Here is a 14,878-nt window from a genome sequence, read left to right on the forward strand (position 1 = left end):
CAAGCTGCGGCCCAACTGCGGGACTGCTCCAGGCGGTGCCGCACAGAATTTGTGATCTCAAGGCCTAGGTAGGCGCTTTCATCAAAGCGCCTTGCCCGGCTTTGGCGGCAACTCCGCCTTTTCCGCCTCGTAGGCGGGGTCCATATTAGATTCGAGCCCGTTCTGGGCAAGCGCGTCACGAAACATCGTACGGACTTCGCCGCTTTCATCGGCGTAGTCGATCTGATCGCCTCCGATCCTTTGGCTGATCCACGCCTTTGGCACGCCCTGTTCGTTGCGGATGGCCACACCCTCGTATTTGAACGCAAGATAGCGAGCGGGCGTTGTGCCGGTATTGAAGTGTTGGTGATACCACATGTTCGGCGGCACGATCATTGATCCGGGCTTCCAATCATAACGTTTGGGTTCGGCCCCTTCGGGCCACATCAGCGAATATCCGGTGCCCGACAACAAAATAACATGCGCGCCCGGGCCATGTCGGTGGCACTTTTTGTAGGTGCCTACAGGGAACTGACTGATGTGGCTGTTCATCGAACACTTCGCCAGTTGAAAGCGGATGTGCCCGCCGCCAGCGCCGCGTTCTTTCGCGTGGATCAACGGCAAGTTCACCGCATCAGCGACATAGTTCGTCTCTAGCAACAGCCCCTGCATTTCTTTGCTTTCAGAGAAATATTCAGGCTCGCCTGAGAAACGACCTTTGAAATCATGCGCCGTGCCGAAGATGAAATCGGGTTCTTCGAAGACATTCATTAGGGGCGGCATGTTGGTCACGCCGATATAGCGGGCTGGTTCTGAGCCGGAGCCGTTGAAATGCTGGTGATGAGCGTTCAGGGGGATTCCGAATATCGACCCCGGTCCCCACTCAAAGCTCACTTTCGCGCCGCTGTCATCCCAGACCACGGTCGATCCGCGCCCTGAAAGGATCAGAACGGTTTCTTCAAACAGTTGGCGATGTGGGTTGAGCTTCCCGCCAGTTGGAATCTCCATAACATAGCAATCGTTGGTGGTCCGGCTGGCGTCATGGTTCATGAACACTGCTGAACCACCGCGTCGTGCCCAAGGCTTAAGCTTTACCTCATGCAAGGACGGTACGTAGTTGCCGTTGATCAGGTCCAAACCCTCGTGCGCAATGAAACGCGAGTAGGGAGTTTCTTTTTCCGACTTGAACTTCTCCGCGAGCTGGTCTGAAACAATAGCCTGACCTTTCATGACGTGAATCCTCTCAGTCACCAGTCATTCGCCGGGACAAATTTCAGTTGTTCTCAGACTATGTCCGGCATACTGTTGCGTCAATGGACCGACGGTCCACATAGAGGAACGTCGCTTTGCCGAAAGAAAAGAAGCCCACCCGTCACACGGTCGATGACCACATGTTCGGCGACTTTTACGCGCATGATCACGACGGTGACGCCGACCACGATCATGACGACATAGATCCCGGTCCTTTAGAAGACAATCCGATCTGGTTGCGCGACAACGTGGCTTTAACTTCCGTCGGGATCGATATTGGATCATCAGGCACACAGGTCATTTTCTCGACCATACATCTGCAACGGAAAGCGGACAGCCATGCCTCGCGCTATGTGATTGTGGATCGGCAGACGGCCTATGCCTCGGAGGTGAAGTTTACGCCTTTCCTAAGCGAAAATGAAATCGACGCTGCAGCGTTAGGTCAAATCATCGACGCCGCCTACGCCGATGCAGCTATCCTGCCGCGCGACATTGATACCGGCGTGGTCATTTTAACCGGAGAGGCGCTGCGCCGTGACAATGCCGAAGCGATTGCCGGAGTTGTGGCCGCTAGGGGTGGCGATTTTTTGACTGCGACTGCCGGCAACCACATGGAGGCGATGCTGGCAGCCTTTGGATCTGGTGCTGCCAAAGAGAGTTTTGACCGGCAGGCGCGTATTCTAAATGTCGATATCGGTGGCGGTACTACGAAGCTTGCACTTGTTGACCGAGGCGCAATCGTTTGGACGGCAGCCCTTCATATTGGTGGCCGCTTGATTGCGTCCGAGGCCAATAGGGTAACCCGAATTGAGGCGACCGGCGCATATTTTTCCCGTGAGGCCGGGGTTTCGCTTAACTTGGGTGATCCGATCAGCGCGGATCAAATGCGTACCGTCGCGACCCACATGGCGGATCTTTTGACAAAGGCAATCACCAGTCGTGACCTTCCCAAAGACGTGAGCGCCTTATTCTTAACAGAAATCCCGACGGACTTTGCTGATCTGACGGGTGTCGTCTTTTCGGGCGGTGTTGGGGCCTATGTGTCTGGTCAAGAAGACCGGGATTTTGGCGATCTTGGGTTTCATCTTGGGGCCTTGTTGCGCACACGGGCGTTAGCCGGAGATTTTGGGGCGCCCATGCTCGCATCGGGTTCTGCAATTCGGGCAACAGCACTTGGCGCGTCGGAATACTCTGTTCAACTCTCAGGGCAAACCAGCACTATCACAGCGCCGGGACGATGCTTGCCGCGCCGCAGCTTGCAAGTCCTAAAGCCGGCGATTGATCTGGCTGATAGCCCGGAAAGTACAGAGATTGCAGATGCGATCCAAGCGCATTTTGAAGCTTTTGACCTGGACCCAGTTCAACACGAAGTCGTTCTGGCGTTCGAATTCCAGACGGTGCCGGAATACGCCCGCATTCGCGCATTGGCCGATGGTATCCAAGCTGCTCTGTCCGGCCGTATTGCCGCCGGGCAGGGGCTTTATGTGATGATCGATGGGGACATAGCGCAAACGCTCGGGGGTATCCTGCGAGAGGATCTTGGTGTTGAGAACGATCTGCTGATATTGGACGGCATAAGCTTACGTGATTTCGATTATATTGATCTGGGCAAAATACGCCTGCCGTCCTTCACGGTGCCTGTCACCGTCAAATCCCTGCTGTTTTCCGACGATCCGCGTGGCGCGCGCCGGCAGGATCGGATACAGTTTTCCCCACCCACCGGCTCAGATCACCATCATCATAGCCTCCCGAAAAGCGATTATAATGACATCTGAGCAACCAGTTGACAGTTGGTCGTCCGACCGCAAGAGTGGAACGCAGTTCTTCCTTATGGAACAGGGCGCTTTGCAATGACTGATGACGTACCGCGGCCATTACGGAAAGAAATCAACCGCAATCCACGACGTAATGCATCGCGGCTGTCTTCTGTAACAACGGCGATTCATCTTTTGAAGACATTCACTGAAGAAGATGAAACACTTGGCATCAGCGAGCTTGCAAAGCGGTTGAACGTTGCAAAAAGTACTGTTCACCGCCTTGCCGGCGCGCTGTTGGATGAAGGTCTTTTGCAGCAAGACCCAGAGAGTGGTCGCTACGGCCTTGGTGTGGGGCTTTTCTCGCTTGGGGCTTTAGTGCGCTCGCGGTTGGATGTTACAAATGAGTCGAAGACTATCCTGAATGTCTTGCGCGAAAAAACGCAGGAAAATGTGCGTCTTGCAGTTTTGGACCGTCAAAGCGTTGTGTTCTTACATGATTTAGAAAGCCCGCAGGCGTTGCGCATTCGATCCGCCACAGGGCAGTTGAAACCTGCTTTTTGCACCGCAGAGGGGCTTTGCCTGCTTGCCGGATTGCGCGCGCCGGATCTGGAGACATTCCTGCAGTATCCAAGGGACGTGCGTGCGCCCAATACCATCACCGACAAAGACGAATTTCTGCAATCGCTGCGCCAAGTGAAGCGGCGCGGATATGCCTTTGAAGACGAATACTGCGATGAGGGTACGCGCTGTGTCGCGGCCCCGATCTACAATGCAGAAGGGCGACTTGTTGCAGCTGTCGGTGTTGCGGGCCCGCGTATTCGGATCAAAAAAGCTCAGGTGCCCAAGCTTGCCCCGGTGGTGACTGGAGCCGCGAACGAAATTTCGCAGCGCATGGGTTATGTCTTGCGCCAGCCCATCTACGTTTGATCGGAAACCACATATGCCCACAATCACTCAAACCCCTGATGGGCATGTATTCGACTGCGAAGAAGGCGATACAATCCTGCGCGCAGCTTTGCGTGCAGGGATTGGCATGCCGTATTCCTGCAATACCGGGTCATGCGGCAATTGCCGGTTCCAACTGTTGGACGGTGAGGTCACGCACTTGCGTGACGATGCGCCGGCATGGTCAGAACGCGAGCTAAAGCGTGGTCGTTGGTTGGGGTGTCAGGCCGTTCCGAACGGGGACTGCAGTGTTAAGTTCCGCGCCATGGATCAATATGTGCCTTACAATCGGCCTGAATCCTTTGAAGCAGAGCTGACTGGGATCGAAAAGATCACTCACGATATTTCTCAATTCATGTTCCAAGCCGATGCTGTGCCGTTCTTTCGCCCGGGACAATACGCTTTGCTTCATGTTCCGGGCGTTACTGGCGCGCGGGCTTATTCGATGTCCAACCTTGGTGCAGGCGGCACGTGGCAGTTCATGATCAAACAGATGCCAAGCGGTGCGGCGACGGGGCAGCTGTTTGAGTCAGAACTGGGTGCGAAGATCACCATTGATGGACCTTACGGGACTGCATTTCTGCGCGAAGATAGCCCGCGTGATATCGTGCTGTTGGCTGGCGGCTCGGGTCTCTCGCCAATTGTATCAATCGCAAAAGGCGGAGCCAAGGCAGGGATGCTGGGCACGCGCAAATTGCATGTGTTCTATGGTGGTCGGGACGTGAGTGATCTTTGCGACGCGACAGTCCTTGGCGCAGAGGCGGCGGGAGCGGCGCGGTTCGTGGCCGCGCTATCCGAACCAGATGCCACTTGGACCGGCCCGAAGGGCTATCTGCATGACGTGGTTTTTGAGGATATGGGGGCTGCATTGAAAGACTGCGAAATCTATTTCGCAGGGCCAGCTATCATGTCCGCAGCCGTCCAAAAGATGACCCATGAAGCTGGCGTCCCGCAGGACCAGCTTCACTTTGACGAATTTTACTAAGCCCAGGGGCGAACTATGACTAGATTATCAATGACTCTTGGCTGTTGGGACTATGACCGTGTCCAACCGTTGATGGATGGCCGGGTGCGGCCTGACGGCATTGATTTGCGCTTCCTCAATATGATCGTCGAAGAGACGTTCTTTCGGATGGCGAAATTCCGGGAATTTGACGTCTCGGAAATGTCGATGTCATCCTTTGTGGTTTCGCACTTCAAGCAAGACCGGCCGTTTGTGGCGATCCCGGTGTTCCCGTCGCGATTCTTTCGGCATTCCTGCATCTATGTGAATGCGGATGCAGGGGTCAACGAGCCCAAGGATCTGATCGGTAAACGGTTCGGTTGTCCTGAATACCAAATGACAGCGCCAGTGTGGATCAGAGGCATTCTGTCCGAGCATTACGGTGTTCCAGTAGACGGGCCAACCTATGTGACGGGGGGCGAAGAAACGCCAAACCGTGAGGAAAAAATCAGCATTGAGTTGCCCGATAACTTCCGGTTAGAGCGGATCGGGCCGGAAGATACCTTGGCGCAGATGCTTGCAGATGGCCGGATCGACGCTTTCCATACGGCGCGCAAGCCATCTACCTATGACGGGGTGCGCGTGAAGCGCTTGTTCCCGAATTATGTCGAGGTCGAAAAGGCCTATTGGCGTGACACGGGTATCTTTCCAATCATGCATGTGATTGCGATCCGCCGCGAAGTTTATGAGCAGAATCGCTGGGTTGCGATGAACCTGTTCAAGGCGTTTCGTGAAGCACAGAACCTTTGCTACGCCGGGCTTAAGGAAACGGCGGCGCTTAAGGGAATGTTGCCGTGGTTCAACGCCCATGTGGAAGAGGCGTTCGATCTGATGGGCGAAGATTTTTGGCCTTACGGCGTGGAAAAAAACCGCGCCACGTTGGATGTTTTCCTGCGGTATCACCATGAACAGGGCCTCTCACCGCGCAAGTTGGAAGTTGATGAGATGTTTGCTCCCGAAACTTATGAGGAATTCGTCATATGACGAAAGTCACAATCCCCGATCTTCATCGGAAGAAACAAAAGGGTGAGAAGATTTTTGGCGTTGTCGCCTGGGACACCCATATGGCGGCGATTGCGGACCGTGTTGGCGCTGATATCGTGTCGGTCGGCGATACCGTGGGCAAAAACCTATGGGGCCACGACACGATGTTTGAGATCACCATGGACGAAATGATAATAGTGACCAAAGCGGTGCGGCGCGGTGTTAAACGCGCGCTGGTGTCGGCGGATTTCCCATACGGGCCCTTGCAAGAAGGTGTGGATAGCGCCCTTCGGGCGGCAATCCGTCTGGTCAAGGAGGCGGGGATTGACCTGCTGAAGCTTGATGGCGCGGCCGACTACCCGGAGGCAGTTGAGGCGCTGACCCGTGCGGGTATTCCGGTCTGGGCGCAGTTTGGCTTGACGCCGCAAACCGCCCTCGCGACAGGGATTCCATATGAAAATCAAGCGGATGCTACAGAGGCTGCGCCCGGCATGGAGGCGCGTTTGATTGCTGAGGCCAAGGCGATGGAGGCTGCAGGCGCGGTTCTTTTGGATTTCACCAACTCCGGCCCAGTGATCGGCCCAAAGGTGGTCGAGGCCGTTTCAATCCCGGTGATCGGCGGCTTCGGTGGTGGTCCCTGGTTGGATGGCCGTGTCCGGCTGGCGCAGGCGGCGGTTGGCTATAACGTGGCCGCGCTCGATAAAGAACCGTCGGGCTATGCCAATATTGCGCGCACTATTCACGACGCATTGTCTGAATGTGCTGAGGATGTCCGGTCTGGGCGTCAGATCAAAGGACAGCCGGGGAGGTAGTGCCATGCCAACCGCTCACATCGACGGAATTGATACGCATTATGAGGTGCTCGGGAAGGGCCCGCCGCTGTTGATGTATGCGCCCGGCGGCTTTGATGCGCAGATTAGTAAGTGGTCTGACCTTGGGGTCTATAAGCGCATTCGCCTGCTCAACCATTTACCGCTGAAGTTTACTTGCATCCTGTTCGACCGCCGTGAGAATGGTCTGTCTGGCGGCCGTGTCGAGCGGATTACTTGGGATCATTATGTGCGGCAGGGTGCGGGGCTCTTGGATCATCTGGGCTTTGAAAAAGCGCATCTGATGGGCGGCTGCATGGGGTGCGCGCCGGTCGCGGCCTTTGCCGCGGCGCAACCAAACCGCGTCTTGTCGATGGTGCAGTATTGGCCTGTCGGTGGTGCGAGTTACCGGATCGGGTCGCATCAACGGTTTGCCCGGCACTTGGCATTCGCGGAGGAAAACGGTTTGCAGGCGGTGGTCGATCTAGTGAAGTCACACGACAAGAACTTTAGCGGTGATCCGCGTGGCGGGCCTTGGGGTCAACCGATCCGGAATTCGGATGATTTTGCTATGAGCTATGTTGGGCTGGACCTGCCGCATTATTTGTTGACCGTCCATGGCATGATGAAGGGGCTGTTTGACCGCGACACCGCACCAGGGGCGGAGCCCGAAGACTTGATGCGGTTGGATATCCCGACTTTGATCGTTCCGGGTGCAGACGGATTTCACGCGACCTCTGCGGCTCGGTACTTGCACGAGTGCCTCAAAGGGTCCGACTACTGGGACGTGGCGCCAGAACAGCAAACCGAAGCCACAGCCCCTGCGCGCGTGCTGGAATTCTTAAGCAGCGTGACCTAACCCACAAGCTCGTGCGACCCAGGCGCAAATAGATCTTCAAGCGGGATGACCGCATCGATGATGCCTTGCGCCACGACATGGTCCACAAGTTTGTTCAGCGTGTCGGCATTTGGTGCGAGGCCGTATGGCAGCGGATCGTCCATGACCTCTAACGCGGCAAGATAGGTATTGTCGGCTGCGGTAGGTGCAGTGATGCGTCCGGCTTTTAAGTCTGTCAGGTAGGCACGCTTCGAGGCACTAAAAGCCTCGAACACTTGCACGGCAATATCGGGGACCTCTTTCAAGAGGTCATCGCGCACCACAACCAGATGGTTGATCGGGTAGAACGCGCGCGATTTGAGGGCGGCTAGCCCTGCCGCAAACGGGTCCGTGATAAGTGAGCGCGTCGCGTTACTTTCAACCAAGCCGACCGCTGCGTCGATGTCAGCGCGTGCAAGCTGGTCGTCCAAGCTGCCTTCCCCGCCCAGATCCTCAACATGGGCAGGTATGCGCCAGTTCAAAACGTGTTCGTCGTCGGAACGCGCCCAAGTGATTTTGGATAGATCGACGCCGTATTCCTCCGCTAGAATGGCCCGCGCCCAGACACCAGTTGTGACCGTATAGCCGCGGCTCACACCGACGCGGCGGCCTTCGAGATCTTTAGGCTGTGTTATGGTCGCTTTGAGGGACTTGACGATCGACTTATGGTGAAAGTCACGCACCAAGAACACCGGGATCGCCGTGATTGGGACACCGTAGGCGCGCGCAGTGATATAGGTGGTCAGAGCCATTTCGCTAACGTCATAGGCCTGCTCGCGGACCATGTTGCGGAAGGCGCGGGGCAGGGGATTGACCTCTTCGAAGTCCAGAGCGAAGTCTGGCAATGTGATCTCTCCGGCCTTGAGGGCGCGGTTATTGCCTTGGGCGCGGGTGACCGTTCTCAATGTTCGTTTGCTCATAATTTTCCTAACAGCACTCCGCCAATACATCGTCCAGGAGTGCGCTGCGCAGCCATGTAGGGGGCAAGTCCTTGGAATGGACATCGGCGGCCGGTTTGAAAACGCGCACTTTATTGCGCGTCTCTGCGTCGATCCAAAACAGGATCGTAGTCATTTTCTCCGGACCGCCCAGTATCCGCGTTTGTTCCTGGGTAACCAGGACGATCTGGTCGTCCGGCACGTTGTAGCGTGACCTGACGGTTGCCTCTATCCGTTCAAGGTCGACAATTGTCGCGGATGAGATGTTTCGATGTCCGAACATTGCCTTGCCTGGTCAATTCAGTAGCGTTCCTTCATGTGGAACTACGTTCTTGTAAGCAGTTTGGCGGTTTGTTAGCCAAGGGTCAACGTCAAAAAAACCGGAGGGTCTCAGGGTGCCTGAAAAAGTTCTCGCCGCTGTGCGGACTGGTCCAGAGCGGACTGAATTTCGCGAATTTGACATGCCCAATATCCCCGATGATGCGGCACTACTGAAGGTCGAGGTTGCAGGTATTTGCGGCACCGACGTGAAGTTCTATTCCAAGCCGCCGATTTCTGAGCCTGTAATCATGGGGCATGAAAATATCGGAATCATTGCCAAGGCGGGCAAGACATTCACTAAGCGGCGGGGTCTCAAAGAAGGCGACCGTGTTTTTGCCGAACACTATGTCGGCTGTATGACCTGCGAGCATTGCCATAGGGGCGATTATCGGCTGTGCATGGCCACCGACTGGCGAAAAAATCCAGAAGGTATCCGGTTCGGATATACGCCGATGACCCGCGCGCCGCATCTTTGGGGTGGCTTCGCGCAATACATGTATCTGCCGTGGAACTCCGTTCTGCACAAGGTGCCTGATGGGCTCTCACCAGAATTGGCGGGACTTGTCACGCCAATGGCGAACGGCATTCAGTGGGCCTTATTCGACTGCAAGGTTGGCTATCAGACCAAACTGCTGGTGCAGGGACCAGGGCAGCAAGGCTTAAGCCAAGTCGTGACAGGCAAGCAGGCTGGCGCTGAGCTGATTATTGTCACAGGCACAAACAAAGATGCCAAACGTCTTGATGTCGCCAAGAAATTGGGCGCGGATTATACGATCAACGTGGAACAAGAAGACCCGGTCGAGCGTATTCGCGAAATTACTGGCGGCGAAGGTGTGGACGTTGCCTTAGATTGTACGGCTGGTGCAGGGACGGCGCCACTTTTGCTAGGCCTCGAGGCTTTGAAGCGCAAAGGTGGGACGCTGCTGGTGCAACAGGAAACAGCAGAGTTTCCGAACTTTCCGCTCGCTAAGTTGTGCAATAAATACGTCACCGTCAAATGTGCTCGCGGACACAACTACCAATCGTGCGAACAGGCGCTTCAGCAGCTAAACTCGGATCGGTTTTCACTGGAGCTGATGACAACGCACCGCTTTGGGCTTGAGCAGACCCATGACGCGATCAAAGCGGTAGGAGCGTCGGGCGAAGCCATCCATGTATCTTTGATGCCATGGATGTAGCTGTCGACAATCGCGTGCCAGTGACGGTTGTCACGGGCTATTTGGGGGCGGGAAAGACCACGCTGTTGAACCATATCCTGAAAGGCGATCATGGGCGCAAGTTTGCGGTTATCGTCAATGAATTTGGCGACATTGGGATTGATGGCGATCTGATCGAGACCGGGGAAGAGGAGTTGATCGAACTCTCTTCTGGCTGTCTGTGCTGTGTCGTTCGGGGTGACCTTATTCGGACGTTGCGCGACTTGCTCAAGCGGGACGTGGCGCTGGATGGGATTTTGATCGAGACAACCGGCGTTGCAAACCCAAGCCCGGTGATCCAGACCTTTAGCGCCGATCAGCTTATTGCTGGCCTCTCACGGCTCGATGCGGTTGTAACCGTCGTTGACGCTGCCCATATCACGGCACGTCTTGAGGACAGCGCGGACGCCGCCGATCAGGTCGCTTTGGCCAGTGTAATAGTGCTCAACAAGGTGTCGGATGCCACAGAACCAGACGCGATCGAAGCAGTGCTGCGTGGTCTGAACCCACATGCAGATATTCATCGTATTGATCGCGGCCAGATCGATCCCGCCTATATCTTGGGAACACAGAGCTTTTCTTTAGACCGGATCGCGCAGGACTTGGGCGATACCGGAGGGCATCATGATCATGTCGCGGCCAATGGGATTGAATGCATCACACTCGAAACGCAAGATCCGTTTGATGATGACGCGCTTGAAGCCTGGCTCGAACGTTTGTTGATGCTGCGCGGTGAAGATATCTTGCGCCTCAAAGGTGTTCTGGATGTCAAAGGTCAAGACCGTCGCGTCATCGTCCAATCTGTCCATATGATGTACGAGGGTGATCTTGGCGCTGCGTGGTTGAAGGACGCCCGATCCTCGCGCTTGGTTGTGATTGGGCGCAACCTTGACCGCAAAGAATTGAATGACGGGTTTGCGCGCTGCAGCACCCGTGAAAATGCTTGAAAATGGAGCCGCCATGCCAGTCGTCGTAACTGATATCAAACGTGCTGACCCGCAAGCCGCGAAGGCTTTAGCGCAATACGGCGTAGCCACTGTGCACGAGGCGCAGGGGCGGACGGGACTGATGCATCATAGATTACGCCCGATCTATAAGGGGGCTGTGGTCAGCGGAACGGCGGTGACGTGCACTCTTGCCCCTGGCGATAACTGGATGATCCACGTAGCGGTGGAGCAATGCCAACCGGGCGATGTTCTTGTTGCAGCGACGATTTCAGAGTCGCATTCTGGATACTTCGGGGATCTTTTGGGTACCTGCCTGAAAGCGCGCGGCGTCACCGGCCTGATCTTGGATGCAGGGTGTCGGGATATCCGCGATCTTGAGGCTTTGGGCTTTCCGGTCTGGTCACGCTCAATCTCGGCCCACGGCACAGTAAAAGAAGTGCTGGGTGATGTGAATGTTCCCGTGTCCTGCGGTGATGAAATTGTCCGGCCTGGAGACGTGATCGTGGCGGACGACGACGGAGTTGTAGTTGTGCCGCGTCTGCAGGCAGGCGCGGTTGTTGCAGCATCGCAAGCACGGGTCGAAAAAGAGGAATTGGCGCGCGCAAAATATCAAGCCGGAGAGCTGGGGCTGGACCTAAACAACATGCGTGGACGCCTTAAGGATAAGGGGCTGACTTACCTAAGCCAAGCGGAATGGGAGACCGGCCAATGATCATTGATTGCCACGGGCACTACACAACTGAGCCAAAGCCGTTCATGGACTTCCGCAAGGCACAAGTTGCCGCCTTCGATGCCAGCGCCCAGATGCCAGCCTTCCCTGACATCTCTGATGATGACATCCGAGAAAGCGTTGAGGCCAACCAGCTTCAAGCACTGAAAGATCGCGGGGCGGATATGACGATCTTTAGTCCTCGTGCCTCTGGCATGGGGCACCATATCGGCGATGAGGCTGTCTCGAAAATCTGGACGCGGCACAGCAACGATTTGATCCATCGGGTGACGCAGCTATTCCCGGACAACTTCATTGGCGTCTGTCAGTTGCCTCAGAATCCCGTCGTGCCTATCGCCAATGCCATTGAGGAATTGGATCGCTGTGTCACGGAATTAGGATTTGTGGGCTGTAACCTGAACCCCGATCCAAGTGGTGGAATGTGGACCGGAGTGCCGTTGACCGACCGCGCGTGGTATCCGTTTTTTGAGAAAATGGTCGAACTTGATGTACCTGCGATGATCCACGTTTCTGGGTCGTGCAATCCGAATTTCCACATGACCGGGGCGCATTACATCAACGCGGACACCACTGCGTTTATGCAGTTTCTGCAAGGTGATCTGTTTGCAGATTTCCCTGATCTGCGCCTGATCATTCCTCATGGTGGCGGGGCTGTGCCCTATCACTGGGGGCGGTACCGGGGTTTGGCCGACATGATGGGCAAGCCGCCATTGACAGAGCATGTGATGCGTAATGTCTACTTCGACACCTGCGTCTACCATCAGCCCGGCATCGATTGTCTGTTTAAGGTGATCGACATCGAGAATATCCTGTTTGCATCAGAGATGTTCGGGGCTGTGAAGGGTGTTGATCCCGAAACTGGCCATAACTTCGATGATACCAAACGCTATGTCGATGCCTTAGATTTGTCTGATGCGGATCGTGCGAAAGTGTATGAGGGCAATGCTAGACGGGTTTATCCACGCCTTGATGCAGCCTTGAAGCTGCGCGGAAAGTAGCAATGCGCTTGCAGCATACCCGCTATGATATTGGCTAATTTTAGTTGAAAATAAATGATTTAACCTTATTCTGCATTGCAGCAAAGGAGAAATCTCAATGAATTATATTACAGCTTCACGTAAGAGCTTTGATCTTCCTTCACTGGCTGGTGTGCTCGGCTTGGACCATCTCCGTGCAAGCGTTCGCGGCATGGTGTCGGGATACAAAGCCTATCAGGTTTATACTAGGTTGGATGGTATGTCTGACAACCAGCTAAAGGCCAGCGGTCTGGAGCGCGCTGAGTTGCCCAGCGTTGCGATGAAGACGATCACCGAAGCTGGTAAGGCCTGATCAGGCGTCTGCCAGTTAGAATAGCGGGCGTGCAAGCCAAGTCTGGTATTGCTCAAGTCCTAGCCAATTCAGCAAGGTTGGGGTATCGCCAGCAAGCGCTATGGCGCCAACAACGGACAAGAGTATTGAGCCCACGACCCATCGGTCAAAGACTTCATGCTCTCGGTTCAGAATTGCATTGAAAATCAGCCGGAATACGACTGAGAGCCGCTGGATCGGGACCACCACTGTGACAGGGGCCACGGCCAGCGCGATGTAACGAAAGAACTGCGACAGCGCGACAAACAGCGCGGATAGCAGGAACCAACCGCGCGTGCCGCGGTCAAGGTCTGCAATATTGCCAGTCTCGCCAGCGGCGATCACCCATAAAATCACGACAACGGTAGCTGCGACATAAGACACCAGCAGGCCGCCGACGCTGTCGGCTATTCCGCCATCCGCAATTCCGAGGGCTACAAAAAGCGGGCTGGCCCCATAGCCAAAGGCACAGACAGCACCCCAAATCAGGCCGGGCCCATAGTGAGGTGTGAACCCCTTAGATACACCGGCCGCCGCCGCTGATTTTTTTCGGCGCGCAACGATCATTGGGCCCACAACAACCAAAGCGATACCGACGAGGTTCATCAGATTGACGGTCTCGCCCAGAAAGACGACGGCGAGTGCAAGAGCCAGTACGATCGAGAGCTGTTGAATAGGCGTCGACAAGGTAGACCCCAAAAGTTGGGTCGCCTTGTAGTTGCCGTATCGGCCCACTACAAAATGCACGAGACCAGCAAGGATCATCCAGAACCATGGCGCGACGCCCCAGTCCGCTATCGCCTCGAATCCACCCATGACAGCGGCAAGGATCACAAACATCGGCACCCCGAAAGGAACCGTGATCGCCATGGCTTGCAAGACAGAACCCTTGATAACCCCACGGCGCAGCGTGGCGTTGTTCAATCCAAAAAACGCAGCAGAGGCGAGAGAGAGGAGGGCGCCGAACATCAGGGAGCCCTCCTAAGGCGGGTCAGGGTTTCCCGCGCAGGAACTCACGGATCAGGTCCGGGGTCAGTGTGACGTCAGGATCATATTCCGGGGCATCTTCGATCTGCTCAAGATCGTTCAAACCGCATTGTTTGAAAATCCGGTTGATGCAGGAAATAAGCCGCAGCGGTTTGTCTAGCTCCGCGTTAAAGTGCTGGTGGATAGTGTTTGGCGGCACATAGATCACGTCGCCCGCCTCATAATCCCAGCGTGAAACCTTATCCTGTGGTTTCCAGAAATAGGTGTCGGTGATCTCGACATCGCAATCTTGATGCAGGTCGTAGCCCTTGCCTTCAACAACATAGAGGCACTCTTCCGCCAGATGCCGGTGCTTGCCAGATTTCGATCCCGGTGGGACGATCTGCATGTAGGCATCAACCGTTTCCATTCGGGTGTTCATACTCTCATTGATCAGGTGTTTGAGCAGCCCCTGACGCGACATGTCCCACGGCATTTCATGCGGGTGTACGACCTTCTTACGTTCCGCGTCCCGCGCGGGGCGGGCGGCGGCGTCATCGAGAAGATCTTGGTACAAAGGTTGGTTTTCGATTCCATCAAGCCAGCTGGTGGTTTCATCCCATGCCATCAGTAACCCTCCTTAGGATGGTTGTGATCTTCTTCTTCCTCACGCACTTCGAAATTCTCACCGCCAGGGGCGGGGAAGGTGTCGCGCGGCTCGACCGTTTTCTGGAACAACATATTCATAAAGACGAACATCGGCTTAGTCTTTAGTACAAGTGCGCGCGCCGGTTTGGTGTCAGAGGCGTTGAAGTGCTGGTGGACGCA

At 55.5% G+C, this 14,878-nt stretch carries 17 protein-coding genes; 11 read left to right on the forward strand and 6 right to left on the reverse strand.

Going from position 1 to position 14,878, the window contains the following annotated elements; translation table 11 throughout:
- Positions 1 to 81: 81 nt before the first annotated feature.
- Positions 82 to 1,209 (reverse strand): hypothetical protein, encoded by a 1,128-nt coding sequence (locus Q1B15_RS21000; protein WP_299757648.1) that lies wholly within the window; start codon positions 1,207 to 1,209, stop codon positions 82 to 84.
- 116 nt (positions 1,210 to 1,325) lie between these two features.
- On the opposite strand from Q1B15_RS21000, the gene Q1B15_RS21005 reads away from it, so the two are divergent.
- The 6 genes from Q1B15_RS21005 to Q1B15_RS21030 all read left to right on the forward strand — a co-directional run bounded on the left by Q1B15_RS21005 (position 1,326) and on the right by Q1B15_RS21030 (position 7,587).
- Positions 1,326 to 3,005, forward strand: coding sequence for an ethanolamine ammonia-lyase reactivating factor EutA (locus tag Q1B15_RS21005; RefSeq protein WP_299757650.1), 1,680 nt, complete (start codon positions 1,326 to 1,328; stop codon positions 3,003 to 3,005).
- Between the two features lie 75 nt (positions 3,006 to 3,080).
- Positions 3,081 to 3,914, forward strand: a complete 834-nt coding sequence (locus tag Q1B15_RS21010; RefSeq protein WP_299757652.1) for an IclR family transcriptional regulator — start codon at positions 3,081 to 3,083, stop codon at positions 3,912 to 3,914.
- Between the two features lie 13 nt (positions 3,915 to 3,927).
- Positions 3,928 to 4,917 carry a 2Fe-2S iron-sulfur cluster binding domain-containing protein gene (locus Q1B15_RS21015; protein WP_299757655.1) on the forward strand — a complete coding sequence of 330 codons (990 nt, stop codon included), beginning with the start codon at positions 3,928 to 3,930 and terminating at the stop codon, positions 4,915 to 4,917.
- A 15-nt stretch (positions 4,918 to 4,932) separates the two neighbouring features.
- Positions 4,933 to 5,919 carry an ABC transporter substrate-binding protein gene (locus Q1B15_RS21020; RefSeq protein ID WP_299757658.1) on the forward strand — a complete coding sequence of 329 codons (987 nt, stop codon included), beginning with the start codon at positions 4,933 to 4,935 and terminating at the stop codon, positions 5,917 to 5,919.
- Complete coding sequence (locus tag Q1B15_RS21025; RefSeq protein ID WP_299757660.1) at positions 5,916 to 6,731, forward strand: 3-methyl-2-oxobutanoate hydroxymethyltransferase; 816 nt, start codon at positions 5,916 to 5,918, stop codon at positions 6,729 to 6,731. Before Q1B15_RS21020 ends, Q1B15_RS21025 begins: the two co-directional genes overlap by 4 nt.
- A gap of 4 nt (positions 6,732 to 6,735) precedes the next feature.
- A complete protein-coding gene (locus Q1B15_RS21030) occupies positions 6,736 to 7,587 on the forward strand; it encodes an alpha/beta hydrolase (protein ID WP_299757663.1) in 852 nt (283 codons plus the stop codon).
- Here Q1B15_RS21030 and Q1B15_RS21035 read toward each other — a convergent pair.
- Together Q1B15_RS21035 and Q1B15_RS21040 are read right to left on the reverse strand one after the other, a co-directional pair.
- Positions 7,584 to 8,525: an ABC transporter substrate-binding protein gene (locus tag Q1B15_RS21035; protein WP_299757666.1), complete on the reverse strand. Its 942-nt coding sequence runs from the start codon at positions 8,523 to 8,525 to the stop codon at positions 7,584 to 7,586. The two genes, Q1B15_RS21030 and Q1B15_RS21035, sit on opposite strands and share 4 nt — an antisense overlap.
- Positions 8,526 to 8,532: 7 nt before the next feature.
- Positions 8,533 to 8,826: a hypothetical protein gene (locus tag Q1B15_RS21040; protein WP_299757668.1), complete on the reverse strand. Its 294-nt coding sequence runs from the start codon at positions 8,824 to 8,826 to the stop codon at positions 8,533 to 8,535.
- Positions 8,827 to 8,938: 112 nt separating this feature from the next.
- Here Q1B15_RS21040 and Q1B15_RS21045 point away from each other — a divergent pair, with 112 nt between their 5' ends.
- The 5 genes from Q1B15_RS21045 to Q1B15_RS21065 all read left to right on the forward strand — a co-directional run bounded on the left by Q1B15_RS21045 (position 8,939) and on the right by Q1B15_RS21065 (position 13,066).
- On the forward strand, positions 8,939 to 10,042 hold the full coding sequence (locus tag Q1B15_RS21045; protein WP_299757671.1) for an alcohol dehydrogenase catalytic domain-containing protein: 1,104 nt from the start codon (positions 8,939 to 8,941) through the stop codon (positions 10,040 to 10,042).
- Positions 10,033 to 11,007 carry a GTP-binding protein gene (locus Q1B15_RS21050; RefSeq protein ID WP_299757675.1) on the forward strand — a complete coding sequence of 325 codons (975 nt, stop codon included), beginning with the start codon at positions 10,033 to 10,035 and terminating at the stop codon, positions 11,005 to 11,007. Before Q1B15_RS21045 ends, Q1B15_RS21050 begins: the two co-directional genes overlap by 10 nt.
- 13 nt (positions 11,008 to 11,020) lie before the next feature.
- Positions 11,021 to 11,719, forward strand: coding sequence for a 4-carboxy-4-hydroxy-2-oxoadipate aldolase/oxaloacetate decarboxylase (locus Q1B15_RS21055; protein ID WP_299757677.1), 699 nt, complete (start codon positions 11,021 to 11,023; stop codon positions 11,717 to 11,719).
- The gene (locus tag Q1B15_RS21060; RefSeq protein WP_299757679.1) at positions 11,716 to 12,735 is read left to right on the forward strand and encodes an amidohydrolase family protein; all 1,020 of its coding nucleotides are present in this window, start codon (positions 11,716 to 11,718) and stop codon (positions 12,733 to 12,735) included. Before Q1B15_RS21055 ends, Q1B15_RS21060 begins: the two co-directional genes overlap by 4 nt.
- A 97-nt stretch (positions 12,736 to 12,832) precedes the next feature.
- On the forward strand, positions 12,833 to 13,066 hold the full coding sequence (locus tag Q1B15_RS21065; RefSeq protein ID WP_299757681.1) for a hypothetical protein: 234 nt from the start codon (positions 12,833 to 12,835) through the stop codon (positions 13,064 to 13,066).
- A 15-nt stretch (positions 13,067 to 13,081) separates the two neighbouring features.
- Here the strand turns inward: Q1B15_RS21065 and Q1B15_RS21070 are convergent, their stop codons facing one another.
- The 3 genes from Q1B15_RS21070 to Q1B15_RS21080 all read right to left on the reverse strand — a co-directional run.
- Positions 13,082 to 14,053, reverse strand: a complete 972-nt coding sequence (locus Q1B15_RS21070) for a DMT family transporter (protein ID WP_299757684.1) — start codon at positions 14,051 to 14,053, stop codon at positions 13,082 to 13,084.
- A 22-nt stretch (positions 14,054 to 14,075) separates the two neighbouring features.
- The gene (locus Q1B15_RS21075; protein WP_299757686.1) at positions 14,076 to 14,678 is read right to left on the reverse strand and encodes a cupin domain-containing protein; all 603 of its coding nucleotides are present in this window, start codon (positions 14,676 to 14,678) and stop codon (positions 14,076 to 14,078) included.
- Positions 14,678 to 14,878, reverse strand: a 201-nt coding sequence (locus tag Q1B15_RS21080) for a hypothetical protein (protein WP_299757689.1), incomplete at its 5' end; no start/stop codon positions are given. The genes Q1B15_RS21080 and Q1B15_RS21075, both read right to left, overlap by 1 nt.

It is taken from the genome of uncultured Boseongicola sp., from assembly GCF_937988555.1.
Lineage (GTDB): Bacteria > Pseudomonadota > Alphaproteobacteria > Rhodobacterales > Rhodobacteraceae > Boseongicola.

Bases quoted from the DNA above. Each gene is read 5' to 3' on its own strand.
- Q1B15_RS21040 (WP_299757668.1), bottom strand. From the start codon at position 8,826: ATGTTCGGACATCGAAACATCTCATCCGCGACAATTGTCGACCTTGAA.
- Q1B15_RS21050 (WP_299757675.1), top strand. From the start codon at position 10,033: ATGGATGTAGCTGTCGACAATCGCGTGCCAGTGACGGTTGTCACGGGC.
- Q1B15_RS21010 (WP_299757652.1), top strand. From the start codon at position 3,081: ATGACTGATGACGTACCGCGGCCATTACGGAAAGAAATCAACCGCAAT.
- Q1B15_RS21075 (WP_299757686.1), bottom strand. From the start codon at position 14,678: ATGGCATGGGATGAAACCACCAGCTGGCTTGATGGAATCGAAAACCAA.
- Q1B15_RS21070 (WP_299757684.1), bottom strand. From the start codon at position 14,053: ATGTTCGGCGCCCTCCTCTCTCTCGCCTCTGCTGCGTTTTTTGGATTG.
- Q1B15_RS21035 (WP_299757666.1), bottom strand. From the start codon at position 8,525: ATGAGCAAACGAACATTGAGAACGGTCACCCGCGCCCAAGGCAATAAC.
- Q1B15_RS21020 (WP_299757658.1), top strand. From the start codon at position 4,933: ATGACTAGATTATCAATGACTCTTGGCTGTTGGGACTATGACCGTGTC.
- Q1B15_RS21060 (WP_299757679.1), top strand. From the start codon at position 11,716: ATGATCATTGATTGCCACGGGCACTACACAACTGAGCCAAAGCCGTTC.
- Q1B15_RS21025 (WP_299757660.1), top strand. From the start codon at position 5,916: ATGACGAAAGTCACAATCCCCGATCTTCATCGGAAGAAACAAAAGGGT.
- Q1B15_RS21015 (WP_299757655.1), top strand. From the start codon at position 3,928: ATGCCCACAATCACTCAAACCCCTGATGGGCATGTATTCGACTGCGAA.
- Q1B15_RS21000 (WP_299757648.1), bottom strand. From the start codon at position 1,209: ATGAAAGGTCAGGCTATTGTTTCAGACCAGCTCGCGGAGAAGTTCAAG.
- Q1B15_RS21065 (WP_299757681.1), top strand. From the start codon at position 12,833: ATGAATTATATTACAGCTTCACGTAAGAGCTTTGATCTTCCTTCACTG.
- Q1B15_RS21030 (WP_299757663.1), top strand. From the start codon at position 6,736: ATGCCAACCGCTCACATCGACGGAATTGATACGCATTATGAGGTGCTC.
- Q1B15_RS21055 (WP_299757677.1), top strand. From the start codon at position 11,021: ATGCCAGTCGTCGTAACTGATATCAAACGTGCTGACCCGCAAGCCGCG.